The organism is Clostridium thermobutyricum DSM 4928 (assembly GCF_002050515.1).
Lineage (GTDB): Bacteria > Bacillota > Clostridia > Clostridiales > Clostridiaceae > Clostridium > Clostridium thermobutyricum.
On sequence record NZ_LTAY01000019.1, the window covers coordinates 39444 to 64771 of the forward strand.

Genomic DNA, 25328 nt, shown 5'->3' on the forward strand with positions numbered 1-25328 from the left:
AGAAATGTATATCTCAGTTTTTGAGATATACATTTTTTTATAAGTTTTTAAAAGTAACCTCACCGCTTAAAACAGGTCTAATTACTCCTTTAGAGTCTTTTATTATAAGTTCACCATTATCATTTATATCAATACAGGTTATTTCTTCACGAGAATTTAATGATACTAGAAAGCCTTTTTTATTTTTTATAATAGAATTATCTTTACATATAGATACAATTTCTTTTAAATCATATGTTTTTTCAAAATTCTTATAATATTTTTCGAAAATATTATAGAAAGTTCCAATAATTTCACTTCTGTTAAAAGTTTTGTTAAACTCAATTTTTAAAGAAGTTCCTGTTGTAAGATTATTTTCTTCAAAATATGATTTATCTATATTAACGTTTAATCCTAAACCTATAATTAAATAATTTATTTTATCCATATCACAATTCATAGTTGCAAGGATTCCACAGATTTTTTTATTATTTAAATAAAGGTCATTAGGCCATTTTATTTGAGTATTTATATTAAATTTTTTTAGAGTTAAATACATAGATACTACAGCTATTAAAGTTATTTTGTGAGCATGAATAGGCTCAAGGTTAGGCGAAAGTATAATTGAATTCCAAATCCCACCTTTAGGAGAAATCCAAACTCTATTAAATCTACCATGACCTGAATTTTGAGTTTCAGATATAACTACAGCTCCATTGATTACTTCTTTTTTACATAATTTTTTTGCATAAGTATTTGTTGAAGATATTTCATTGAAATAGTAAATAGTTTTTCCAATGAAGTCAGTTTCTAAATATGGGGTTATAGTAGTAGTATCTAATATATCAGGAGATGATATAAGTTTGTATCCTTTATTTCTTACACTATCTATTATATATCCACTAGACCTAAGTGAACTTATATGCTTCCAAACAGCATTTCTACTTATATTTAAATTTTTACTAATAGATTCACCAGAAATATAATTATCACTATTTTTTAAATAGGAAAGTACCTTATTTTTCATTTAATAATTTCCTCCAGCTTGTAAAATACTAATTTTATTATATGACAAAAAAAATATATTTTAAACAAAATGCGTAAATATATAATATAAAAAAAGCACAAACAGAAGGCATAATAAATAAATTTAAAAAAATATACTGGTTTTATTAAAAATAATTTATTATAATTAAAATATGAATAATATGTATAAATTTTAAATAATATGTATAACTGAAGATTAGGAGGATGGGATGAGTAGGAAAGAAAAAAAAGAAAAAATAAAAAAGACTAAATTGAAAAAAATATTAATAATAGTAGGGATAGTAATAGGAATTATAATAACTTTAGTTGGGGGAGGATATTTATATATAAGAAATAAAATATATAGTGATGATAATATACCGAAAGGTAGTAATGTTGATTTTAAAGAGGTAAATGGAATAACTAATATATTATTAATAGGAACAGATGCTAGAAGTTTAGACGAGCCAGCAAGATCTGATTCAATAATGATATTAACTATTGATAATAATATAAAAAAGATAAAGTTAACTTCTATAATGAGAGATACATTTGTAGATATACCAGGTCACGGAGAAAATAAAATAAATGCAGCTTTATCAATTGGAGGCGTACCACTTTTAATAGATACAATAAATCAGAATTTTTCTATGAATTTAGATAAATATTTAATGGTTAATTTCTGGGGATTTGAATCAATTATAGATATTTTAGGTGGAATAGAAGTAGATATAAAAGATTACGAAATTGATCAATTAAATAAATATATAGGAGAACAGCATGATGCTAAAGAAAAATCTCCTAAAATAGTTCATCCAGGAGTTCAATTATTAGATGGTCAACAAGCATTATCTTACGCGAGAATAAGAAAAACTGGTAATGGAGATTATGAAAGAACAGATAGACAAAGAAGAGTATTAAGTATAATAGCAGAGAAGTTTAAGGATGTAAGTCCACTTAAATATCCTTCTTTTATGACAGAAATGCTACCTCATATAAAAACTAATATAGAACCATTTGCTTTATTAAATTATGCATATACAGCATCTAAATTCCCAAGTTTAGATTTTGAACAACTAAGATTACCTTTAGAAGATTTATCTAAATCTTCACCAAGTTATAAAAGTTTTGGTTGGGTACTTTTAATTGATAAAGAGCAAAATGGTAAAGTTTTAAATGATTTTATTTATAAAGATATAAAACCAAGTTCAGAAAATTATAGTATTCAAGAGTGGAAAGATAAACTTAATACAGAATATTATGGACATAATTTTGATAGTAATTCAGGAGGCGCAAATCAAGTTAATAGCCCTTATGAACCTATGGATGAATATAATAGTTATGGAAGTAGTACTGGAACAGGAAGTACTGGAGGATCTACCGGAGGAAGTCATACTGGAACAGGAAATACTGGAGGATCTACAGGAGGAAGTCATAATGGAACAGGAAGCACTGGGGGATCTACAGGAGGAAATCATAATGGAACAGGAAATACTGGAGGATCTACAGGAGGAAATCATAATGGAACAGGAAATGCTGGAGGATCCTCAGGAGGAAACCAAAATGGAACAGGAAATACTGGAGGATCCTCAGGAGGAAGCCAAAATGGAACAGGAAATACTGGAGGATCCTCAGGAGGAAGCCAAAACGGATCAGGAAGCAATGAAGGATCTACAGGAGGAAGTCAAAATGGAACAGGAAATACTGGAGGATCCTCAGGAGGAAACCAAAATGGATCAGAAAGTACTGGAGGATCTACAGGAGGAAGCCAAAATGGATCAGGAGGAAGTTCTAATGAAAATAATTCTGGGACATCAGCAAAACCTAGTTCAGGAAATTCTCAAAATCAAGAACATTTAAATGCAGCATAATAAAATTAAAGCACCTTAAAAGGTGCTTTATATTTTCTTACAAAGTAATTAATACTATATACAATGATATGTTTATTATGATATAATAGTGAAAATAATATAAGACAAAAGGAGAATTTTGAATGATAAGAAGTATACAAGAAATAATATATTCAATACCAGCTATACTTTTAGCATTTACTTTCCATTCATATGCAAAAGCTAGAATGGCAGATAAATTAGGGGATAGAACACCAAGGATGCAAGGACGATTAAATTTAAATCCGTTAACACATATAGATCCAATAGGAACATTATTAATAGTAGTTTTTGGAATTGGATGGGCAAAACCAGTTGAAACAGATCCAAGAGCATATAAAAACTTTTATAAAGATGATTTAAAGGTAAGTTTAGCAGGGCCACTTGCAACTTTAGGTGTTGCATTTGTAGCTTCTATTGTATTAGCTATTCTTAATATAATAGCTTTTAAATTTAATATAGTTGGAACAATAATGTTTGTTATTATACAAATGACAAAATATGTTATAAGTATAAATGTTAGTCTCTTTGTATTTTATTTATTACCTTTACCAGGATTAGATGGTTTTAATATTTTTAGAGATTTAAGTCCAAAGAATTTTTATAAATATGCAGAACCTATGCTTAGAAATCAATTTCTTATTTTAATAGCAATAATTCTTTTAGCAGGGCCTATTATAAGGATACCAGCTAATTTAATATTAGATGTATTAAGTTGGTTTATACATTTAATAATAACTGTAATATTATAAATAAAAGCTACCAATTAATTTTGGTAGCTTTTTATTTTAAAATTTTTGAATTACTAATTCTTTTTTATAAAGATTTTTAAAGTATTTTGCTGCTCTCATTGCTTGATTTATTTCAAATTCTAAATCAACTCTAGAATTTAAATAAATTAAAACTTTATCTGAATTAATTATTACAGAAAAGTCTTTTACTGCTCCTTCAAGACTTCTATCTAAACCTTCAGCTATTTTTAAAATAGTTCCTATATAATCTATATGCTTAAGATCTGTTTTATTAAGAATTGAGTTGTATTGAGATAAAGGAAGCTTAAATTGGTTGTTTCTATGATATGCTGCAATAGCTGCACTCATAAGCATTTGTTTATGAGTTAATCCTTTTATTTCGGAGCTTAAAATTATATAAAAGCTATGTCTATGATGGTTGTAATAGTCAATACTAGTACCACAATCATGTAAAAGAGCAGCAGTTTTTAAAATATCATCAAATTCATTTCCAAGTTTATGAATAGGTTTTAATTCCTTAAATAACTTTTTAGCAATAAAATAAACTTGATGAGCATGGGATTTATTTAATTTAAGTTTATCCATTATTCCATTAATAGAATAATCAAGCATATTTTTTTCAGTAATATTAAAGTTATTAATTATATAATCATACATTAATCCGCCACTTAAACCATTTGAAGAAGCAATTACAGATTTTATATTTGATAGCTTTAATATATTTTTTAATATAAGAGTACCACCTACGATTATATTAGCTTCTCTTGTTTTTATTCCATCAATTGTTTTACGTGATTTTAAGTCTTTTTCTATTAAAAAATCAAAGTGATTAAAAACATCTACATCATACATTTCGTAATTATGAGCTACATCAAGAGGATATTTCTTTTTAGGTCTATCTATTCTACCTAAAGAACGAACTATAATATCACTAGAGATTATAGAATCAAATGAATTTTCCTTAATCCAAGCACATTCTCTTAATGGTTGAAGAGTTTCTTCTTCAGCACGCTGAATATCTTCTAATGAAATTTCATCAGCTAAATTATAATTTGATGTTATATTTAAATAACCAATAGGAAGGGAAAGACTTTCTTTAATTTTTCCATCCTTTACCCAAGAGATATGTGTTGAACAACCCTCAATATTTACTAAAAGAGAATTATCAAAATAAATACTATGTGATACTGCTAAGAAATTATAATTTATTTCTTCTTTAACAGTAAGAATCTTAATATCTATTGAAAGTAAATCTTTTATAAGGTCTGCTAAAAGATAGCTGTTAGTGGCCTCACGGAATGTTTCAGTTGCTACTGCAATTATTGTTTTAACACCAGATACTTGGCACATTGCTTTAAATGATTTAAGATTAGCAATGGTTACATTTAATTCTTCTTCAGATAATTTAGTATTATCTAATAAACTTGTGGTTAGTTTAGCAGAAGAATGAATTTCATTTAATATTTTAAAATAGCCATTATCATCAACTTCAGTAAGAGTTAAATTGAAAATGTCTACGCCTATTTCAATAATTCCTATTCTATTCATAACACTACTCCTTTTATTACATAAATTACTATAAATCTCAAAAGGTTTTTTTTATTTCGATTTATATTATTATACACCTTTTAAGATAATAAACATTTAAATTAAAGAATATTTAAGGGTTTATTGACACTATGATAATAAATTGTGTATAATTAACAAAAGAAATTTAAATAAATCCTTTGACGAGAAGAGTAACTTTATTAAAATTCTTTTAGCGAATTGGGAATTTGGTGTAAGCCCATAAGAAAGATAAAGTGAAGAGAGCCTCTGAGGAGCACCTGAAATGAGTAAGGATAGCCGCAAAGCAAAGATCTTTGCGTTAACAAAAAGAGAGGCACAAATTTTGTGCAATTAGAGTGGTACCGCGGAACTTATCCGTCTCTTAATTAATTTTAAGAGGCGGTTTTTTTATTATAAAAATACAGGAGGATATAAAATGGATTATAAACAAAAAATAGCTGAGCTTATAAAAACTCAAGTTGATTTAGAATTAGAAGATATTAAAAAACTTATAGAAATTCCACCAAAATCAGATATGGGAGATTATGCATTTCCTTGTTTCCAATTAGCAAAGGTAATGAGAAAAGCTCCAAATATGATTTCAGCTGAATTAAGTGAAAAATTAAGTAAAGATGGATTTGAAGAAATAAAAGCTTTAGGTCCATATTTAAATTTCTTTGTTGATAAAAGCTCTTTTGCTAAAACTACAATAGAAACAGTTTTAAATGAAGGAGATAAATATGGTTCTTCAAATATAGGTGAAGGTAAAACTGTTTGTGTTGAATATTCATCACCAAATATTGCAAAACCTTTCCACGTAGGACACCTTTTCACAACTGCTATTGGAAATTCTCTTTATAAATTATTTAAAGAAGAAGGATATAACGTAGTTGGGATAAACCACTTAGGAGATTGGGGAACTCAATTTGGTAAGCTTATATCAGCATATAAAAGATGGGCTGATTTAGATGCTTTAGAAAAAAGCCCTATAGATGAGCTTTTAAGAATATATGTTAAATTCCATAAAGAAGCAGAAAAAGATGAAAGTCTTGTTGATGAAGGAAGAATGTATTTTAAAAAGCTTGAAGATGGAGATAAAGAAGCTACAGAATTATGGCAAAGATTCAGAGAACTTAGCTTAAAAGAGTTTAACAGAGTTTACGACCTTTTAGGAGTTAAATTTGATTCATTAGCTGGAGAAGCTTTTTATAATGATAAAATGGATAAAGTTGTAGAAGGTCTTAAAGAAAAAAATCTTCTTGTTGAAAGTAATGGGGCACAAGTTGTAATGCTTGATGATTATAATATGCCACCTTGTATAGTATTAAAAGGTGATGGAGCTACTATTTATGCTACAAGAGACCTTGCAGCAGCAAATTATAGAAAAGAAAATTATAATTTTGATAAGAGTATATATGTAGTTGGAACTCCTCAAGCACTTCATTTTAAACAAGTATTTAAAGTTTTAGAACTTGAAGGAAAAGAATGGGCTAAAGATTGCGTTCATGTTGGATTTGGATTAGTTAAATTCCCAGATGGAGGAATGTCAACTAGAAAAGGAAATGTAGTATTATTAGATGATCTTTTAAGAGAAGCTGTAGAAAAAACTCTTGAAGTTATAAATGAAAAGAATCCAGAGCTTGAAAATAAAGAAGAAGTTGCTAAGAAGATAGGAATCGGTGCTGTTGTATTCACATATCTTAAAAACTCAAGAGAAAAAGATATTATCTTCGATTGGAAAGAAATACTTTCATTTGAAGGAGAGACAGGACCATATGTTCAATATTCATATGCTAGAGCAAATTCAATTTTAACTAGAGCTGGAGAAATAGACTATTCAAAAGTTGATTATTCAAAATTAAATTCAAAAGAAGAGTTTGAATTAATAAAAACATTAGAAAGTTTTAAAAAGAATATTCATAGTGCAATTGAAAAACTTGAACCATGTGTAGTAACTAGATATGCAATAGAAGTAGCTAAAGCATTTAATAAATTCTATAATGCACATTCAGTATTAAACTTAGAAGATGAAAGTTTAAAACAATCAAGACTTGCACTTGTTAAGGCTAGTTGCCAAGTAATTAAAAATGCACTAGCATTAATAGGAATAGAAGTAGTAGAAAAAATGTAATAAAAATATTCAAAAATCACACTATAAATATATAGTGTGATTTTTGTTAATAAAGAATTTGTGATATTAATTATTATAAATTAAAAAATAGATTAAATTATTTTTTTTACTATTTCAATATATTCTTTTGCATATTTGGATAGATAGAAACCTTTTCTATAAGCAACTACTAATTTAATTTTAGAATTTTTATTGCCTATAGAAAAATAGGAAGGTTTATTTTCTATTGACATATGTTTAAGGTGATTTTCTAAAACGAAACAAACTCCAAAATTAGAAGTCGCTAGCCTAACAGAAGCTTCTAAATTTCGTGTTTGAAAAATTTCGGAAGGTTTAAATTTATAATAACTAAATATTTTTTCTGCTATTTGGCGTGTTCTTTGACCAGGAAATTGTAGAATAAATCTTTCATTAAAAAATTTTCTTATATCAATCCAAGGAAATTTAAAACCTTCAATTGCTTTGCCTTCTTTACATAATGGATGATTATAACTTGTTACTAAAACTATCTCTTCATCTCTTAAAATTTCATAATCTAAATCTTTACTATTAATAGGGGTATTTAAAATAGCTATATCAGCTTCACCATTTAACAATAGACTTTCTAAATCAGATGAATAATCTTCAATTAAATTTATTTCTACATTAGGATATTTTTCTTTAAATTTTGGTATAGTAGATGGAATCATATATGAACCTCTTGTGTATGGAAAAGCTATGTTAAGTCTTCCTTTTTGGAGATCATTAATATCTTGTATTTGAGAATCTAATTTATCTTTCAATATTAAAATTTCTTTAGCATTTTTTACATAACATTCTCCAGCATAAGTTAATACAAATTTATTACCTAATCTATTAAATAATTTTATATTTAGATTATCTTCTAAATTTTTTATATATTTACTTAATGAAGGTTGAGATATGTATAAAGCTTGAGCTGCTTTAGTTATATTTTTATATTTACTTACTGCAATGACATAACGAAGTTCTTTAAAATCCATTAAGATCATCAACTCCTAAAATATTTATTTAAGATTATCATACATTAAAGAATAAAACTTAACAATAATACAATTAGATAATACATTATAGCTTTAATGAATGAAAAATATTCAAATAATGTATTGGACGAATATTTTTAGCTGTAATAGTATTAAATTAAATAAAAAAGTGGAAATGTTTGGAGTGATGAAATGATTACTTTAATAAAAGATAAGGTTTGGATTTTAAATAATGAAATTATAGAATTTGATAAAAATAATATTAATTATGAAATTTCTGATGAAGAAGGAAAAAACAATACAATAGCATGGCAAATAATTAGTTCTCATAATATATCAGGAGATAATAAACATTTGAAATTAAAGTTTGATTCTCTTACTTCACATGATATTACTTATGTTGGAGTAATTCAAACTGCAAAGGCAAGTGGTCTTAAGAAATTTCCAATCCCATATGTTTTAACTAATTGTCATAATTCTTTATGTGCAGTTGGAGGAACTTTAAATGATGATGATCATTTATTTGGATTAACAGCAGCAAAAAAATATGGAGGAATTTATGTTCCTCCAAATCAAGCAGTAATTCATCAATATATGAGAGAAGTAATGGCAGGTTGTGGGAAGATGATACTTGGAACAGATAGTCATACAAGGTATGGAGCACTTGGGACAATGGGAATTGGAGAAGGTGGAGGAGAAATAGTAAAGCAACTTCTTCAAAATACTTATGATATAGATAGACCAGAAGTAATAGCAATTTATTTACAAGGAAAACCTAAAAGAGGAATTGGACCACAAGATATTGCTTTAGCTATAATAAGAGAGGTTTTTAGTTGTTCTTTTGTAAAAAATAAAATAGTTGAATTTATAGGACCGGGAGTTAAAAATCTTTCAATGGATTTTAGAAATGGAATAGACGTAATGACAACTGAAACAGCTTGTTTAAGTTCAATTTGGTGTACTGATGAAAAGGTAAATGAATATTTTAAAATTCATAAAAGACCAGAAGATTATAAAGAATTAAGACCAAAGGATTTAGCTTTATATGATGGTTTAGTAAAGGTTGAACTTGATAAAATAGAATCTATGATAGCATTGCCTTTTCATCCAAGCAATGCTTATACAATAAAAGAGTTAAATGATAATTTAGAAGAAATATTAAAGGAAACAGAAAGAAAAGCTAACCTACAAATAATGAATTCTAATATAAAAGTAAATTTAAGAAATAAAATTATAGATGGAAGATTGAAAGTAGATCAAGGTGAAATAGCAGGATGTGCAGGTGGAATGTATGAGAATATTAAAGCCGCTATGGAAATTTTAAAAGGTCATCAACTTACTAATGATTATTATTCTTTAAATATATATCCAGCAAGTACTCCAATTTATACAAAAATTATGGAGGATGGAAGTGCTATAGAACTTATAAAAAGTGGAGCAATAATAAAGACAGCTTTCTGTGGACCATGCTTTGGAGCAGGAGATGTGCCAGCAAATGGCTCTTTATCAATAAGGCATACAACAAGAAATTTCCCTAATAGGGAAGGTTCAAAACCTAGTGAAGGACAGATAGCTACAGTTGCTCTTATGGATGCGCGTTCAATTGCAGCTACATCATTAAATGGAGGTTTTTTAACTGCCGCTACTGATTTAGATTTTGATGAATTCGAAAAAAAATATACATTTGATGATTCTTCTTATAGCAGAGTATATAATGGGTTTAGAAAAGAAAAAAAAGATGAGAAATTAATAGTAGGACCTAATATATCAGAATGGCCAGAAATGACAAGGTTAAATGAAAATATTTTATTAAAGGTAGCTTCAGTAATAAAAGATCCAGTTACAACTACAGATGAATTGATTCCTTCAGGGGAAGCTTCAACATATAGATCAAATCCAATTAAAATGGCTGAATTTACTCTTTCAAGAAGAGATCCAGAGTATTTACCAATTGCAAAGGAAATGAAAAATTTAGAAAAAGAAAGAATTGAATTCATTAAAGAAGGAAAAATAACTGATAATTTAAGAAAAGTTATAAATATAGTTAATAAAGGAAATGTAGAAGATTTTCTTTATAATACTTCATTTGGTAGTGTTATTTATGCTGTAAAACCAGGTGATGGTTCAGCAAGAGAACAAGCTGCTTCTTGCCAAAAAGTTTTAGGTGGACTTGCAAATATATGTGTGGAGTATGCTACAAAAAGATATAGATCAAATTTAGTAAATTGGGGTATAATTCCATTTACTGCTGATAAAAATTTAATAGCCGAACTTTCAAAAGAAGATTATATTTATATAGAAAATATTAAATCTAAACTTTTAAATGGAGATAAAACTGTTATTGCGAAATTAATAAAAAGTACAGAGCAAAAAAATATAGAATTAAGTATAGAAGATATTTCAAAAGAAGAAAAAGAAATATTATTAGAAGGATGCTTAATTAATTATTATAAAAATATAAAATAATATATTTAAAATATGTGGGATTAAATAAAAATTTTTTAGTTTAAATATAATTTAATATGGAGAGAACTTCTATAATATGTTTAAAAATATATAGAAGTTCTTTTTATATTAAAATATAAATAAATTAATTTTAGGTTATAATAGATAGTTTAATGTTATGTAAATGAGATTAAAATGAAAATTTATTTTTAAATTTTTACAAAATATTGAAAAAAGCTTTGGAAACGTATAAAATTATTTATAATATATAAAATTAGAAAAGTAAGCAAAATTTATTATAAATAATAGACAATATATTTGATGTATCTATATATAGGGAGGAGAAATGATGTTTGATAAAAGTGTAAAGTTGAAAAATGGTGTTTATATGCCAGTATTAGGCTTTGGGACATATAAGACTGAAGATGGGGAAAAAACTGTACAGGCTGTTAAAAATGCATTAAAAATTGGATATAGACATATTGATTGTGCATCATTTTACGGAAATGAAGCAAGTGTAGGAAAAGCAATTAGAGAGAGTGGAGTAAAAAGAGAAGATATTTTTATAACAAGTAAAGTTTGGAATACTGAACAAGGATATGAAAATACATTATTTGCTTTTGAAAAAACAATAAGTAAACTAGGAACAGATTATTTAGATTTATATCTTATTCACTGGCCAAAAGAATTAAATGAAGAGACTTGGAGGGCTTTAGAAACTCTTTATAAAGAAGGAAGAGTTAGAGCAATTGGAGTTTCGAATTTTAAAGAACATCATTTAGAAGAAATAATAGCTGGAGCAGAGATAGTTCCAATGGTAAATCAAGTAGAATTTCATCCAAGATTTCCTCAAGATGGATTATTAGAATTTTGTAAAAAAAATAAAATACAAGTTGAAGCATGGGGACCATTAATGAGAGGAAATGTCTTTGAAATAGATCTTTTAAAAGAATTAGCAGAAAAATATAATAAAACTATATCTCAGATAGTTTTAAGATGGGATTTACAAATGGGAGTTGTGACTATTCCAAAGTCAGTAAATAAAAAAAGAATAAAAGAAAATTCAAATATATTTGATTTTGAGCTTAGTGAAGCGGATATGGAAAAAATAAAACAATTAAATACTAGTGAAAGAATTGGGCCAGATCCTGATAACATAACATTTTAAATATAAAATTTTAATTATTATATAAGTTAAAATAATAGACTGTAGATTAAAATTTTGATAAAATTATTTTAACAAGGTATGGTATATATTATTTAAAAAGGAAAATCCTACAGTTTTATTCTGTAGGATTTATTTTTTAGGGGGAGCTTATGAGAAAAAGTAAAGAGTTACTTTTATTAAGATATTTATCTTTTTTTATTTTAATAATTCAAATGTTTAGTAACGAAGTAAAAGTAAAAGGATTAATTTTTATATTACTATTTTTAATAAATAATAATATAAGGTTATTTTATTTAAAAAGTGATTTAAAAATATCTTTATCAATTATTATAGAATTTTTATGTATTCCTATAGCTTGCTTAAATCTAGGTGGTAATATTATTTTTTGTTTAATTGGAATAGTGATAGATGTATTTTCTTTGAAAAATAAAATAATAAAAAATATTTTTATATTTATTATTTTAGTAATGTCTATATCACCAATATTAGCAAAAGGAACTGAAAATGGAATAATTAATTTATTAGTTATAGGTGTATTATTTATTCTTTTAAATTACATACAAAAACTTTATGATACAAAATTAAAGTCACAAAAGCTTTATGATAAATTAAGAATATCAGAAGAAAAACTTATAGAAGCTAATGAAGAATTAGAAGGATATTTAATTTCAATTGAAGAGTTAACTTTATTAAAAGAAAGAAATAGAATTTCTAGAGAAATTCATGATAGTGTTGGACATGCTTTATCTACTGCTATGATTCAGCTTTCAGCTATGGAAGCTGTTGCTAAAAAAGAAAACAGTACATTAGAAATAATGGCAAAAAATTTAAGAGATTTTATAAATGAAAGTTTTCAAGATGTCAAAAGAGCTGTAAGAGAAATTAAGCCAGAAGAATATCATTCATATGAAGGAGTTTTTAGAATTCAAGAAGTTTGTAGGAATTTTGAAAAGATGACTGGAGTAAAAATAAAGGAAACTATATCTAAAGGCGACTGGGGATTAAATTCAAAGCAAACATCACATTTATATAGGATAACACAAGAGATATTGTCAAATTCTTTAAGACATGGGAAAGCTGATAGAATAAGAGTTATTATGAACTTTACAGAAGATGAATTTATAATTTCATTTAAAGATAATGGAATTGGAATAGAAAATATAGAAGAAAAGGGATTAGGTCTTAAAAATATAAGAGAGAGAAGCGAAGAACTTGGTGGAAGTGTGTTTATGGAATCAAAATTAAACGAAGGATTTTTTGTTAAAATTATTGTGCCAAGAGAGAGGGAGGTTTAAAGTGAATAAGATTAAACTTTTAATTGTAGATGATGAAAAATTAATTAGAGAAGGGCTTAAGGTAATGTTATCATTGTTTGATGATATAGAAGTAGTTGGAACTTTAGAAAATGGATATAAGGCTTTAGAATTTTGTAAGGTAAATGAAGTCGATGTAGTTCTTATGGATATAAGAATGAAAGATTGTGATGGAGTTATGGGAACAAGACTTATAAAAGAACAATTTTCAAAAATAAAAGTTCTTATTTTAACAACTTTTAAGGATAAAGAATATATAAATGAAGCATTAAAGTATGGTGCTTTTGGATATCTTTTAAAAGATAGTTCTCATGATGTTATTTATGAAGGGATAAAGGCAGCTTATAAAGGAAATATGGTTGTGCATCCTGATGTGGCAACTGAAATGTTAAAAGGAAAAGATATAGTTAAAAATAATATAGAAAAATTTTCTCTTTCAGAGAAAGAAATAAAAATAATTGAGAATATAGGAAATGGATTAACAAATAAAGAAATTTCAGAAGTATTATTTTTATCAGAAGGAACAATAAAAAATAATATAACAAACATATTATCAAAATTAGAGCTTAGGGATAGAACTCAAATTGCGATTTTTGCATTTAAAAATGGAATAGTGACTTAAGTCATTTAAGTTATGACTTTAATATATATTTAACCTCCAAAATTTATCTTATTATAATATCAAGATGAATTTATGGAGGTTTTTTTATGGGTATAGTAAAAATAAAAAATGTAACAAAGAGGTTTGATGATAAATTAGTTTTAGATAATGTTAGTTTTGAGGTATATGAAGGAGAAATATTTGGGTTTATTGGTCCAAATGGTGCTGGAAAATCTACTTTAATAAATATAATGACATCTCTTTTATCTCCTGATAGCGGAGAAATAAAAATATGTGGTTATGATATTGTAAATGAAAGTATAAAAGCAAAAGAAAATATAGGATATGTTCCTCAAGATTTAGCTTTATTAGAGGGGCTTACAGCTTTTGATAATTTAGAATTTTTTGGAGCTTTATATGGATTAAAAGGAAAATTATTAAAAGAAAGAATAAATGAAGCTTTAGAAATATCCGGACTTATGGAAAAGAAAAAGGAAAAAGTGAAAAAGTTTTCAGGAGGAATGAAAAGAAGATTAAATATAGCTATTGGAATATTAAATCATCCTAAGGTTTTAATTCTAGATGAGCCAACGGTTGGGATTGACCCTCAATCTAGAAATCATATTTTTACTTTTATAAAAAGAATAAGTAAAGAATGGGGGACAACTGTTATTTATACATCTCACTATATGGAAGAAGTAGAGGAACTTTGTAATAGAGTTTTTATTATAGATTTAGGACAAGAAATAGCTTATGGAACAAAAAATGAAATTAAAAATTCAGTTTCTTCAAATAATAAAATTTCTATAGAATTAGAAAAAGTAAGTGGAGAAGTTATTTTAGATTTAAGAGAAGTTAAGGGAATATTAAATATACTGGATAAAGAAAATGAAATTATATTAACTATAGATAAAAATTTTAAAATGGGAAATGTTCTTTTAGTATTAGAAAATAGAAATATAGAGATAAAGAAGATAAGTTATGAGGAAGTTAAGCTTGAAGATATATTCTTAACTTTAACAGGAAAATCTTTGAGAGATTAGGAGGAAATAAAATGAGGTTATTATATTATATAAAAACTACATTAAAGGGACTAGCATCTAGTATTATTGTAACATCCTCATATTTTATTATTTTTCCAGTGATATTGGCTTTAGTAATGGGATTTACAAAAGAAATTAGTCATAGTAATCCAACGGACATAAAGAGATTAGAGATAAATATAATTGATGAAGATAATAGTAAGATGTCTAAGGAACTAGTGAATTTCTTAGAAAGTGATAATTTAAAAGACTTTTTAAAAATAGATTCTGAAGCTAAATCGAGTCTTACTATAAAAAAAGGATATGAAAATGAACTTTTATCATTAAAGAGTGGAAATTTAATTTTAAATCAAAAAGATAATAAAAATAGTTATGGAATAAATATTTTAAAGTCTATATTAGATAAATATCATGAAAATATTTATGCATCTTTAAAAAATGACAAAGGTTTAGAAATAAATAATATAAATAATTCTTCTGTTATAAAAACGAATATTATTGAAAAACAGGAAAGTAAAAATTTTTATAAAGAAACAATAGCTTCTATGATTGGATTTATAATTAGTACACTTATATATATGTTAAATAAATCTAATAAAGGAGAGATAGGTGAAAATTTATATAGAAGACTGATTTCTCTTCCTATAACAAAAGCTAAAATTTATTTATATGAAGGAGTATCAACAGGAGTATATGCATTTATAATAATTTTTATTTATATATTTTTCTTTAGATTATCAGGTATTGCGTTTGATGGAAATTTAATAGATTTATTAATATTAATTTTGACAGGAACATTTTTAGTAGTAGGTGTAGTTTCAGCATTACAATCTTTATTTGGTAAGAAACTTTCTAATATACTTGGTATGGGATTTTTTCTTTTATTTGTCTTTGCAGGAAAAGCATTTGGTGGAATTGGAAGAGGTTTAGGATTAGTTTCACCAATGGAGTATTTAGAAAGAGCATTTGAACAATATGTTTTAAATGGAAGCATACAGGGGTGTGAAAATTTGATAGGAATTACATTCTTAATATCAATTGCATTATTTTTAATAGGATTATTGAAAGTAAAGTTTATTAAGGAGAGAAGTATATGAAATTATTAAATCTTATTTTAGTAAATATAAAAAGGCAATTAAAAAATCCAGCAATATTAGTTATGTTGATTTTATTTCCTTTAGGAATGTTATTATTCTTAAATGGTTCAGATAATGAAAAAATAGAAAAGATAGGAATAATAAATAATGAAAATTCTATTCAATCAGAAAAGTTAATAAATAATCTAAAAGAACAATATGAAATAAGAGAATTAACAGGAAAAATAAATGATAATTTAGAATTAATTGAGAATAATGAGCTTATAGGTATATATGTTATTCCAAATGATTTTGAAAATAAATTAAATAAAGGAGAAATTCCTAATATAGAGGTTTATAAGAAAGAAGATTCTTTAGATACCTTAATGTCAGATAGTATAATGGAGAGCTTTATTAAAGATAGTCTAAAAGAAAAGAACAGTAATGGAATAACCGATAATTATATAAAAACAAAAATTGAAAAAAAAGAAATAAGTGATAAACAAAATGAAAGTTTTAATGTAATAATGATATGTTATTTTATGTTTATGGGTGGCTCTATTATATCAGAAGAGATTATTAATTTAAAAAATCAAAATGTATTAAAAAGAATGATTACTACTTCAAATACGGATAAAGAAATTTTAGGAAGTCTTTTTATATCTAGTTTTTTAATACAAGGAATATTAAGTTCATTATCATATATAATAGTAGTTAAATTATTAAAAGTTGAGAATTCAAATATACCTTTGGGGATATTAACTATATTTTTAAGTAGTATTGTTTCAACATCAATTATAATTGCAGTTACAAGGTGGATAAGAAATATAACTTTAGCAAGTCTTACAATGGTACTTTTTTCTCTAATAATGTTTTGCTTAGGTACATTTAATTCAAACACAGATTTTCTTAAAAATCCTCCAGCTATTTTTAAGGTTGGTATAATATCACCTTTTTATTGGATGTTAAAAATAATTGAAACAGGAAATTTAATAATTCCAGTTATAATTCTAATTTTAATGTCTTTAGTTTTCTTTACATTAGGTAGTTTTAAATTAAGAGATTTTGTAAAAGAATAGATTGAATTTGAAATTTATATAAAGTCTTTCTATGAATTAATTTTGTAGAAAGACTTATTTTTATAGTAATAAATGCTTCTTTAATACTATTTATATCTAATTATATATAGTTTTTAAAATAAAATAATTTTAATATATTAAAAAAATAGTAAAATACTGTATAATTATAAATGAGGTTAGGTTTTGGGAGGAAAAGGATGAAGAAGCATATTTTGATTGTAGATAATAATTTTCTCAATTTAAAACTATTAGAAAAATTTTTAGAGGGGCTTTATAAAATAACTTTAATGAATTCTGGTATAGAAGCTATAAAGTTTTTAATTAATAATAAAGTAGATTTAATATTAGTTGATATAAATATGCCCAATATGAATGGATACGAAACTGTAAAAAATATAAAAGGTAATGTTAATTTAAAAGATATTCCAGTAATATTTTTAACGTCAAAAGTAAACTATGAAATTGAAGTTAAAATAATAGAACTTGGAGCAGTAGATTTTATAAGAAAACCATTTGTAAAACAAATGCTAATAAATAAAGTTAAATTATACTTAGAATTGGAAAGCTGTAGACAAAATTTAGATGAGAAAATAAATGAAAAGATAGAAATAATAAAACGATTACAAGATGTAATAATTATATCTCTTGCAGAACTTGTTGAATGTAGAGATGAGAATACAGGTGGACATGTAAAGAGAACAGCTAAATATGTAAAAATATTAACTGAGGCTTTACTTGAAGAAAAAGTATATGAAGATATTTTAACTAAGGAGTATGCATATGATTTAATTAAATCAGCGCCACTTCATGATATAGGAAAGATAGGAATAAATGATGCAACTTTATTTAAGAATGGTTCTTTAGATGATGAAGAATTTGAATTTATGAAACAACATACTACTTTAGGAGCATTAGCACTTCAAAAAATGATTGAGGAATCAAATGGAGAAAGTTTTTTATATATAGCAAAAGATATGGCTAAATATCACCATGAAAAATGGGATGGAACAGGTTATCCTATAGGATTAAAAGGAGAAGAAATTCCACTTTGTGCTAGAATAATGGCGATTGGAGATGTTTATGATGCATTAACAACTAAAAGACCTTATAAAAAGGCATTTAGTCATGAGAAGTCAATTAAGATTATTTTAGAGGGAAAAGGAAGTAGCTTTGACCCAAAAATAATAGAAGTTTTTGAAAAAATAAATTATAAATTTAAAATAGAAAAAGAATCTTTATAATAAAATAATAAAAGAGGACTATCAAATATTTATAGTCCTCTTTTATATTATTTCTGAGTTATTTCGTCTAATTCAAGACCTTTTAAAAGATATGTTGCTGTAGATTCATTTGTAGCAAGTGGAATTTTATATACATCACAAAGTCTTAAAAGAGCACTTATATCTGGTTCATGGGGCTGAGCAGTTAAAGGATCTCTAAAGAAAATAATCATATCAATTTTTCCTTCGGGAATTAAAGCTCCTATTTGTTGGTCACCACCAAGAGGACCACTTTTAAAAAGTTTTATTTTAAGATTTGTATTTTCCATTATTCTAGTACCTGTAGTTCCAGTTGCTACTAAACAAAAATCAGATAGTATTTTTTCATTTTTTTTAGCAAACTCTATCATTTCAGGCTTTTTCTTATCATGAGATATTAAAGCAATTTGCATTTTGAAAACCTCCTTATAGATTGTTAATTATATTATACAGTAGATAGTAAGATATAGAATTTAAATTTATAAAAACAAAAAATATTTATTTAATATTTAAAACTATTTTATAACTAACTGTATATGAATTTATTATCTAAATTATAAAAAAATTATATGATTGTCAATCCTTGTTAAAGATGGATTAATTGATATAATATAAATAAGGGTTTAAATACCAAAAGATAAATAAGGTGGGGAAAAATGCAAAATATATTTAAAATGCTACTAGAAAATATTGATTTTCCTGTATGGATAAAAGATTTAAATTTAAAATTTATTTTTGCAAATGAAAAATATGCTAAGTTTATAAATAAAAATAAAGAAGAAATAGTAGGTTTAAAAAACGAAGATCTATTTAAATGCCAATAAAGAATGTATAGAATTTTATAAAAAAAGAGGCATTGAAGAGATTATTGGAAAAACTGATTTAGAAATAAATTATAATAAAGAGCAAGCTATATATTTTATGAGAACAGATAAGGACATAATAAAATCAAAAAAGCCTTTTTATAATGAAGAAGTATTTATAGAAGAAGATGGAAGTAAAAATTATAAAGAAATATTAAAAATACCTTTTTTTGATATTTATGGTGAGACAGTAGGTGTAATAGGAAGAGCTTTAGATATTACGAAAGATAGAATATATAGAAAAAGATTAGAGTATTTAAGTTATACAGATGTTCTAACTGGAGCAAAAAATAGAGCTGGATTTGAGGAATATGAAAAAAAACTTTCAAATGAAAATAAATTTCCTATAGGAATTATAATGGGAGATGCAAATGGATTAAAGCTAGTAAATGATACTTTTGGTCATAGAGAAGGAGATGAACTTTTAATTCAAATAACAAGAGTTTTAAAAGAAGCTAGTGAATTAGAAGTTTTTAGAATTGGTGGAGATGAATTTGCAATTTTACTTCCTAATACAGATTTAAAAAATTGTGAAAAAGTAATAAAAAAAATATCAAAACGGTGTGACGAATATGAAAATAAATTATTTAATATAAGCATTTCTTTAGGTTCAGCAGTTAAAAATAAAAAAGAAGAAGATATTTATGAAGTGCTAAAAATTGCAGAAGATAAAGTTTATAGAAAAAAATTACTTCAAAATAAAAGTATAAAAAGTTCAATCTTAAGTTCTTTAAAAATGGCGCTTAAAGTATCATGTGAAGAAACAGATAATCATACTGAAAGAGTAGCTATAAATGCGGTGAAAATAGGGGAGCAATTAGGATTAGATTTATCTCAAATAGATGAACTAAAAATTGCTGCAGAACTTCATGATATAGGAAAAATTGGAATACCAGAAGATATTTTAATGAAAAAAGGAAAATTAACAGAAAGAGAATTTGAAGTAATAAAAACTCATCCAGAGAAAAGTTATAGAATTATAAAAGCATCTAGTGGATTAAAAGAGGTGGCAGAAGCTACTTTATATCATCATGAAAGATGGGATGGTAAAGGATATCCTATAGGATTAAAAGGAGAAGAAATTCCACTTTTATCAAGAATAATAAGTGTATGTGATGCTTATGATATTATGACTAGAGGAAGAGTTTATAAAAGTGCAATTAGTAAAGATGAGGCACTTAAAGAATTATTAAGATGCTCAGGTACACAATTTGATCCTAAAGTAGTAGAGGAATTTGTGAAGATAAGAGAAAAAATAATTGTAAAATAAATAGAGGTGAATATAAAAATTATTTTATAAAATAATTTTTTTGTTCACCTTTTTTAATTTCTTGTGGGATAAGATGAAATTTAAAAATAATAATAGTTATATATAATATTGAAATATATTTTATTATTTAAATAGGTAATTTGATTTATATTAAGGGATAAATGCTATTTATGTAGATTTAAATAATTTTATATTATAATTATTTGATTTATTTACTCGACTTATTAAAGATAAAAGTATAGACAAACTTTTGAGAAAATATATAATTAAAGTATAAAAGGGAAAATTAGTAAAAGTTTGGGGGAGAAAAAATATGATCATTAAAAATAAATTTCCAAAAGGATTTTGGTGGGGAGCTGCAACTTCAGGACCACAATCAGAAGGAAGATTTAATAAAATACATGATAATGTTTTCGATTATTGGTTTGATATAGAACCAGAAATTTTCTTTAATAAAGTGGGGCCTAACATAGCATCAAATTTTTATAATAGTTATAAAGAAGATTTAAATATGCTAAAAGAGATAGGATTAAATTCTTTCAGGACTTCAATACAATGGACAAGACTTATAAAAGATTTTGAAACTGGTGAACCTGATGAAGATGGAATAAGATTTTATAATGAAGTAATAGATGAATGTATAAAAAATAATATAATTCCAGTAATGAACTTACATCATTTTGATCTTCCAGTTGAACTTTATGATAAATATGGAGGATGGGAATCAAAACATGTTGTAGAATTATTTAAAAAGTTTGCAGGAACAGCTTTTAGACTTTTTGGAGATAGAGTTAAATATTGGACTACATTTAATGAACCAATAGTAGTTGTTGAAGGACAATATTTATATAAATTTCACTATCCCAAAATTGTAGATGGAAAAAAAGCAGTTCAAGTTTTATTTAATTTAAATTTAGCTTCTGCAAAAGCTATTGAAGAATATAGAAGACAAGACTTAGATGGAAAAATTGGAATTATATTAAATCTAACACCTTCTTATCCAAGAGATCCAGAAAATAAAGAAGATGTAGAAGCATCTAAATTTGCAGATAACTTTTTTAATAATTCATTTTTAAATCCAGCTGTAAAAGGAGAATTTCCAAAAGAATTAGTTGATATTTTAGAAAAAGACGAAGTTTTATGGGAAGCTACTGAAAAGGAAATGGAAATTATAAAAAATAATACAATAGACTTTTTAGGAGTTAATTATTATCAACCAAGAAGAACTAAGATAAGAGAAATTCCATTTAATAATGAAGAAGGATGGATGCCAGATAAGTATTTTGAAAATTATGAGATGCCAGGAAGAAGAATGAATCCTTATAGAGGATGGGAAATTTATCCTGAGTGTATGTATGATATAGCAATAAATATAAAAGAAAATTATAATAATATACCTTGGTTTGTTTCAGAAAATGGAATGGGTGTAGAGGGAGAAGAAAGATATGTAAATGAAGAAGGAATAATTGAAGATGATTATAGAATAGAATTCTTTAAAGAACATTTAGAATATCTTTATGAAGGAATAAAAGAAGGATCAAATTGTTTTGGATTCCATTCATGGACTCCAATAGATTGTTGGTCTTGGTGCAATGCATATAAAAATAGATATGGATTTATATCACTAGATTTAGAAACTCAAAAGAAGACTATAAAAAAATCAGGAAAATGGATTTGTGAAGTTTCTAAAAATAATGGATTTTAAATATAGACATGTATAAAGACTTTAAGAGTTATATCTTAAAGTCTTTAATTTTTTTAGTATAAAAATAATAGATTGCTTAAATATAAATATTAATTTAAAAATAAAAGAATATTTAATACGATTGATAATAATATATATAGATTAAGTTTTAAATTTTATTTTTATATGGAAGGGGTGAAGAAAATAAAAGAGTTAAAAGTAGTTAGAAATGAAAAAAAATATTATATAGATGTTGATAAAGCATTTAGATTAAAAAACTTATTGCCTAATATTTTAAAAGAAGACAAATTTAATTGTAATGGGGGATATATAATAAGATCTTTATATTTTGATACTATTTATAATAATGATTTTTTAGATAAAGAAAATGGCTTAGAAAACAGAAGAAAAATAAGAATAAGGACATATAATTTAGATACTGAAACTATAAAATTAGAGATAAAAGAAAAAAAAGGAGACCTTCAATGTAAAAGGTCATTATTGATAAGTAAAGAGGTAGGAGAAAGTCTCATAAAAGGGAGATATGAAGTTTTAAAAGAGTATGATAATGATTTAGCTAAAGAATTATATGCAATTATGTCTTTAGAATGTTATAGACCTAAATGCATTATTGAGTATAAGAGAAATGCTTATATACTTTTAGAAAACAATATAAGAATAACTATTGACGAGAATATAAGAGGAACAGAAGAGTCATTTGATATATTTTCAGATAATTTAAATTTGAATAATATATTAGATTCAACTGTTTTAGAGGTAAAATACAATAATTTTTTATTTAGTTATATAAAAGATCTACTTTGTTTAGTAGATTCTGATGAAATTGCTATAAGTAAATATTGGAATTGTAGAAATACTATGTATTAAGGGGGAGATAATATGAAAAGTACAATTTTAAAATATTTATCTGATGGAAATAAACCAGAGGACTTATCAGTTATAATTTTAAGCTTTGTTGTTGCATTAATTTTAGGAATGATTATATATATTTCATATAAATTTTCACATTCAAGAGCAGTATATAGTGCTAAATTCAATATATCACTAGTAATGTTGGTCTTAGTGTGTACTATGGTTATGAAGGTTATAGGAAATAATCTGTCATTATCATTAGGGATGGTTGGAGCTCTATCAATAGTTAGATTTAGAACAGCCATAAAAGACTCTAGAGATACAGTATATATATTTTGGTGCATAGTTTGTGGAATATGCTGTGGAGTTTCAGAATATGTGGTTGCATTTATAGGTAGTGGTATAATATTTGGATTTTTAATTATTTTTGGATGTATTAAAACTAATGAAAGGTTTTTACTTATAATACATGGAGATAATTCTATAGAAGAAGAAGTAGAAAAATTAATGTTAGTTTTTTTCAGTGGACAATCAAAAATTAAAGTTAAAAATACTAGTAAAACAAGAACAGAGTATATTTATGAGTTAACTCAAAAGATGATAGATAAATCTAAAAATAATGATAAAACAATAAATGATGGTTTATATGCCATAGAAGGCGTAGAATCTGTTAATTTGGTTTGTCAAAATGAGGATATAAATAGATGATAAAAAGAAATATACCTGCTAAATGGATAAGTATAATAATAGCAATTTTATCTATTATTATTGGAGTAGTATTTAATGAATTAGAAAACTCAAGTAAATCAAATAGAATTCATAGTCATAAAGATTATACACATTTAAGTAATAATGAATACAATAAAATAAATTCAGATAATATCGACATAGAAAAATTTTCAACTAATATGCCTATAGTAGTTATAGATACAAAAGGGGAGGAAATAAAAAATTATATTAAGTGGAGTATAGAAGAAGAAAGATATGTAGAAGAAGATGTAGATCCATATACGCTTGGTGATGTAAGTATTATCTATGAAGAGGGGAAAGAAAATAAATTATCAGATAAAGAAAATTTTAAATCTAATATGAAAATAAAGATTAGAGGAAATACGTCTAGTGGATTTGATAAAAAACAATATTTGATTGAACTCTTAGATGAAGAAGGTAAAGAAAATAAAAGAGAAATTTTAGGAATGGGAAAAGAAAGTGAATGGATACTTAATATATCTGGAGCAGATCAATCTTTAATAAGAAACTATATGGCTCTTAATATAGCAGGAGAAATTATGGAATATAGTCCTAATATTAGATTCTGTGAAGTTTTCTTCAAAGAGGATAATAACTATATTTATAATGGAGTATACCTTATTATGGAAAGTATAAAAAGAAGTGAGGAAAGAGTAAATATTTCTAAATATGATAGTAAATTTGAAGAGACATCTTTTTTATTAAGAAGAGATAGATTTGATGAGAAGGCTGTTATTTTAAATAATTATGGAAGAGAAAATAAATTAACAACAGGATATTTAGAAGTTAAATATCCAAATAAAAATGACATTACAGATAGGACTAAAAATTATATAGAAGAGTATATAAATAATTTTGAAAAATGTTTATTTTCAAATGATAAAAAAGAATTTGAAAAATATAAAGAATATATAGATGAAAAAAGTTTTATAGATTATTTTATAATAAATGAATTTTTCGCAAATTACGATTCTGGATATCATTCTTCTTATATATATAAAGAAGTTAATGAAAAACTTAAAATGGGTCCAGTTTGGGATTTTGATATGGCAATAGATAATTATAAAATAATAAAATTAAAAATTGACTCTACTGCAATGCATGATGCACCATGGTTTAGACAATTACTTAGAGATTCAAGTTTTGTTGAAAAATTAATTAATAGGTATAAAGAGCTTAGGAAAGGTATTTTATCTGAAGAAAATATAAATAATTATATAGATGAAACTGTTAAATATATTGGAAATGCTCAGAAAAGAGATAGAGATAAATGGGGATATTTTTATGAAAAATTAAATAAAAAATATGACCATAATGAAAAATATTTAACTTATAAAGAAGAAATAGATAAAGTTAAATTTACTTTATCAGAACATGGAAAGTGGTTAGATGAAAATTTAGATTCACTTTATCAATATTCAGAATTTGATACGAACGAACAAGAGGAAGACTTAAAAAGTGTATTATTAGGAAGAGATGATTCAGTTAAAATTGGAAGTCTTGTAGCTATTGTATTTATAATTGGTTTCATTTTATCTATAATTATTGTTCAAAGAGAGTAATTTAATGGAGAATTTT

The 25328-nt window shown here is 25.3% G+C and carries 21 protein-coding genes and 1 other annotated feature; of the genes, 17 read left to right on the forward strand and 4 right to left on the reverse strand.

Going from position 1 to position 25328, the window contains the following annotated elements:
* Positions 1-37: 37 nt before the first annotated feature.
* Positions 38-1006: a biotin--[acetyl-CoA-carboxylase] ligase gene (locus CLTHE_RS01765; protein ID WP_080021720.1), complete on the reverse strand. Its 969-nt coding sequence runs from the start codon at positions 1004-1006 to the stop codon at positions 38-40.
* Between the two features lie 229 nt (positions 1007-1235).
* On the opposite strand from CLTHE_RS01765, the gene CLTHE_RS01770 reads away from it, so the two are divergent.
* The gene (locus tag CLTHE_RS01770) at positions 1236-2876 is read left to right on the forward strand and encodes an LCP family protein (protein ID WP_080021721.1); all 1641 of its coding nucleotides are present in this window, start codon (positions 1236-1238) and stop codon (positions 2874-2876) included.
* A gap of 122 nt (positions 2877-2998) precedes the next feature.
* Positions 2999-3646 (forward strand): site-2 protease family protein, encoded by a 648-nt coding sequence (locus tag CLTHE_RS01775; protein ID WP_080021722.1) that lies wholly within the window; start codon positions 2999-3001, stop codon positions 3644-3646.
* A gap of 36 nt (positions 3647-3682) precedes the next feature.
* Here the strand turns inward: CLTHE_RS01775 and CLTHE_RS01780 are convergent, their stop codons facing one another.
* Complete coding sequence (locus CLTHE_RS01780) at positions 3683-5194, reverse strand: Ppx/GppA phosphatase family protein (RefSeq protein WP_080021723.1); 1512 nt, start codon at positions 5192-5194, stop codon at positions 3683-3685.
* 170 nt (positions 5195-5364) lie between these two features.
* Positions 5365-5580: a binding site (T-box leader), on the forward strand.
* A 50-nt stretch (positions 5581-5630) separates the two neighbouring features.
* Here CLTHE_RS01780 and argS point away from each other — a divergent pair.
* Positions 5631-7325 carry an arginine--tRNA ligase gene (gene argS, locus CLTHE_RS01785; RefSeq protein ID WP_080021724.1) on the forward strand — a complete coding sequence of 565 codons (1695 nt, stop codon included), beginning with the start codon at positions 5631-5633 and terminating at the stop codon, positions 7323-7325.
* Between the two features lie 92 nt (positions 7326-7417).
* Here the strand turns inward: argS and CLTHE_RS01790 are convergent, their stop codons facing one another.
* Positions 7418-8326 carry a LysR family transcriptional regulator gene (locus CLTHE_RS01790; protein WP_080021725.1) on the reverse strand — a complete coding sequence of 303 codons (909 nt, stop codon included), beginning with the start codon at positions 8324-8326 and terminating at the stop codon, positions 7418-7420.
* Between the two features lie 192 nt (positions 8327-8518).
* On the opposite strand from CLTHE_RS01790, the gene CLTHE_RS01795 reads away from it, so the two are divergent.
* From CLTHE_RS01795 to CLTHE_RS01830, 8 genes are all read left to right on the forward strand, one after another.
* The gene (locus CLTHE_RS01795) at positions 8519-10792 is read left to right on the forward strand and encodes a hydratase (RefSeq protein WP_080021726.1); all 2274 of its coding nucleotides are present in this window, start codon (positions 8519-8521) and stop codon (positions 10790-10792) included.
* 328 nt (positions 10793-11120) lie between these two features.
* Positions 11121-11939: an aldo/keto reductase gene (locus tag CLTHE_RS01800; RefSeq protein ID WP_080021727.1), complete on the forward strand. Its 819-nt coding sequence runs from the start codon at positions 11121-11123 to the stop codon at positions 11937-11939.
* Between the two features lie 149 nt (positions 11940-12088).
* Positions 12089-13234, forward strand: a complete 1146-nt coding sequence (locus tag CLTHE_RS01805) for a sensor histidine kinase (protein WP_080021728.1) — start codon at positions 12089-12091, stop codon at positions 13232-13234.
* Between the two features lies 1 nt (position 13235).
* On the forward strand, positions 13236-13874 hold the full coding sequence (locus CLTHE_RS01810) for a response regulator transcription factor (RefSeq protein WP_080021729.1): 639 nt from the start codon (positions 13236-13238) through the stop codon (positions 13872-13874).
* Between the two features lie 86 nt (positions 13875-13960).
* Entirely contained in the window at positions 13961-14896 is a 936-nt protein-coding gene (locus tag CLTHE_RS01815) for an ABC transporter ATP-binding protein (RefSeq protein WP_080021730.1), read from the forward strand.
* Between the two features lie 11 nt (positions 14897-14907).
* Positions 14908-15993, forward strand: a complete 1086-nt coding sequence (locus tag CLTHE_RS01820) for an ABC transporter permease (RefSeq protein WP_080021731.1) — start codon at positions 14908-14910, stop codon at positions 15991-15993.
* On the forward strand, positions 15990-17051 hold the full coding sequence (locus CLTHE_RS01825; RefSeq protein WP_080021732.1) for an ABC transporter permease: 1062 nt from the start codon (positions 15990-15992) through the stop codon (positions 17049-17051). Before CLTHE_RS01820 ends, CLTHE_RS01825 begins: the two co-directional genes overlap by 4 nt.
* A 197-nt stretch (positions 17052-17248) precedes the next feature.
* Positions 17249-18292: an HD domain-containing phosphohydrolase gene (locus CLTHE_RS01830; protein WP_080021733.1), complete on the forward strand. Its 1044-nt coding sequence runs from the start codon at positions 17249-17251 to the stop codon at positions 18290-18292.
* A gap of 47 nt (positions 18293-18339) precedes the next feature.
* Here CLTHE_RS01830 and CLTHE_RS01835 read toward each other — a convergent pair whose 3' ends face one another.
* Positions 18340-18723 (reverse strand): methylglyoxal synthase, encoded by a 384-nt coding sequence (locus CLTHE_RS01835; RefSeq protein ID WP_080021734.1) that lies wholly within the window; start codon positions 18721-18723, stop codon positions 18340-18342.
* A gap of 243 nt (positions 18724-18966) precedes the next feature.
* On the opposite strand from CLTHE_RS01835, the gene CLTHE_RS16990 reads away from it, so the two are divergent.
* From CLTHE_RS16990 to CLTHE_RS01860, 6 genes are all read left to right on the forward strand, one after another.
* A complete protein-coding gene (locus tag CLTHE_RS16990) occupies positions 18967-19134 on the forward strand; it encodes a PAS domain-containing protein (protein WP_242945606.1) in 168 nt (55 codons plus the stop codon).
* A 97-nt stretch (positions 19135-19231) separates the two neighbouring features.
* Positions 19232-20443 (forward strand): HD-GYP domain-containing protein, encoded by a 1212-nt coding sequence (locus CLTHE_RS01840; protein ID WP_341456348.1) that lies wholly within the window; start codon positions 19232-19234, stop codon positions 20441-20443.
* Positions 20444-20756: 313 nt separating this feature from the next.
* Positions 20757-22148, forward strand: coding sequence for a glycoside hydrolase family 1 protein (locus tag CLTHE_RS01845; protein WP_080021735.1), 1392 nt, complete (start codon positions 20757-20759; stop codon positions 22146-22148).
* A 165-nt stretch (positions 22149-22313) separates the two neighbouring features.
* Positions 22314-23015 carry a polyphosphate polymerase domain-containing protein gene (locus CLTHE_RS01850; protein ID WP_080021736.1) on the forward strand — a complete coding sequence of 234 codons (702 nt, stop codon included), beginning with the start codon at positions 22314-22316 and terminating at the stop codon, positions 23013-23015.
* Positions 23016-23027: 12 nt separating this feature from the next.
* Positions 23028-23708 carry a DUF4956 domain-containing protein gene (locus CLTHE_RS01855; protein ID WP_080021737.1) on the forward strand — a complete coding sequence of 227 codons (681 nt, stop codon included), beginning with the start codon at positions 23028-23030 and terminating at the stop codon, positions 23706-23708.
* Positions 23705-25312 carry a CotH kinase family protein gene (locus CLTHE_RS01860; RefSeq protein WP_080021738.1) on the forward strand — a complete coding sequence of 536 codons (1608 nt, stop codon included), beginning with the start codon at positions 23705-23707 and terminating at the stop codon, positions 25310-25312. The genes CLTHE_RS01855 and CLTHE_RS01860 overlap by 4 nt, the downstream gene beginning before the upstream one ends.
* The last annotated feature ends 16 nt before the right edge of the window (positions 25313-25328 follow it).

Excerpts from the sequence above, each read along its gene's own strand:
- CLTHE_RS01765 (WP_080021720.1), bottom strand. The coding sequence starts at position 1,006 with ATGAAAAATAAGGTACTTTCCTATTTAAAAAATAGTGATAATTATATT.
- CLTHE_RS01770 (WP_080021721.1), top strand. The coding sequence starts at position 1,236 with ATGAGTAGGAAAGAAAAAAAAGAAAAAATAAAAAAGACTAAATTGAAA.
- CLTHE_RS01775 (WP_080021722.1), top strand. The coding sequence starts at position 2,999 with ATGATAAGAAGTATACAAGAAATAATATATTCAATACCAGCTATACTT.
- CLTHE_RS01780 (WP_080021723.1), bottom strand. The coding sequence starts at position 5,194 with ATGAATAGAATAGGAATTATTGAAATAGGCGTAGACATTTTCAATTTA.
- argS (WP_080021724.1), top strand. The coding sequence starts at position 5,631 with ATGGATTATAAACAAAAAATAGCTGAGCTTATAAAAACTCAAGTTGAT.
- CLTHE_RS01790 (WP_080021725.1), bottom strand. The coding sequence starts at position 8,326 with ATGGATTTTAAAGAACTTCGTTATGTCATTGCAGTAAGTAAATATAAA.
- CLTHE_RS01795 (WP_080021726.1), top strand. The coding sequence starts at position 8,519 with ATGATTACTTTAATAAAAGATAAGGTTTGGATTTTAAATAATGAAATT.
- CLTHE_RS01800 (WP_080021727.1), top strand. The coding sequence starts at position 11,121 with ATGTTTGATAAAAGTGTAAAGTTGAAAAATGGTGTTTATATGCCAGTA.
- CLTHE_RS01805 (WP_080021728.1), top strand. The coding sequence starts at position 12,089 with ATGAGAAAAAGTAAAGAGTTACTTTTATTAAGATATTTATCTTTTTTT.
- CLTHE_RS01815 (WP_080021730.1), top strand. The coding sequence starts at position 13,961 with ATGGGTATAGTAAAAATAAAAAATGTAACAAAGAGGTTTGATGATAAA.
- CLTHE_RS01820 (WP_080021731.1), top strand. The coding sequence starts at position 14,908 with ATGAGGTTATTATATTATATAAAAACTACATTAAAGGGACTAGCATCT.
- CLTHE_RS01825 (WP_080021732.1), top strand. The coding sequence starts at position 15,990 with ATGAAATTATTAAATCTTATTTTAGTAAATATAAAAAGGCAATTAAAA.
- CLTHE_RS01830 (WP_080021733.1), top strand. The coding sequence starts at position 17,249 with ATGAAGAAGCATATTTTGATTGTAGATAATAATTTTCTCAATTTAAAA.
- CLTHE_RS01835 (WP_080021734.1), bottom strand. The coding sequence starts at position 18,723 with ATGCAAATTGCTTTAATATCTCATGATAAGAAAAAGCCTGAAATGATA.
- CLTHE_RS16990 (WP_242945606.1), top strand. The coding sequence starts at position 18,967 with ATGCAAAATATATTTAAAATGCTACTAGAAAATATTGATTTTCCTGTA.
- CLTHE_RS01840 (WP_341456348.1), top strand. The coding sequence starts at position 19,232 with ATGAGAACAGATAAGGACATAATAAAATCAAAAAAGCCTTTTTATAAT.
- CLTHE_RS01845 (WP_080021735.1), top strand. The coding sequence starts at position 20,757 with ATGATCATTAAAAATAAATTTCCAAAAGGATTTTGGTGGGGAGCTGCA.
- CLTHE_RS01850 (WP_080021736.1), top strand. The coding sequence starts at position 22,314 with ATGGAAGGGGTGAAGAAAATAAAAGAGTTAAAAGTAGTTAGAAATGAA.
- CLTHE_RS01855 (WP_080021737.1), top strand. The coding sequence starts at position 23,028 with ATGAAAAGTACAATTTTAAAATATTTATCTGATGGAAATAAACCAGAG.
- CLTHE_RS01860 (WP_080021738.1), top strand. The coding sequence starts at position 23,705 with ATGATAAAAAGAAATATACCTGCTAAATGGATAAGTATAATAATAGCA.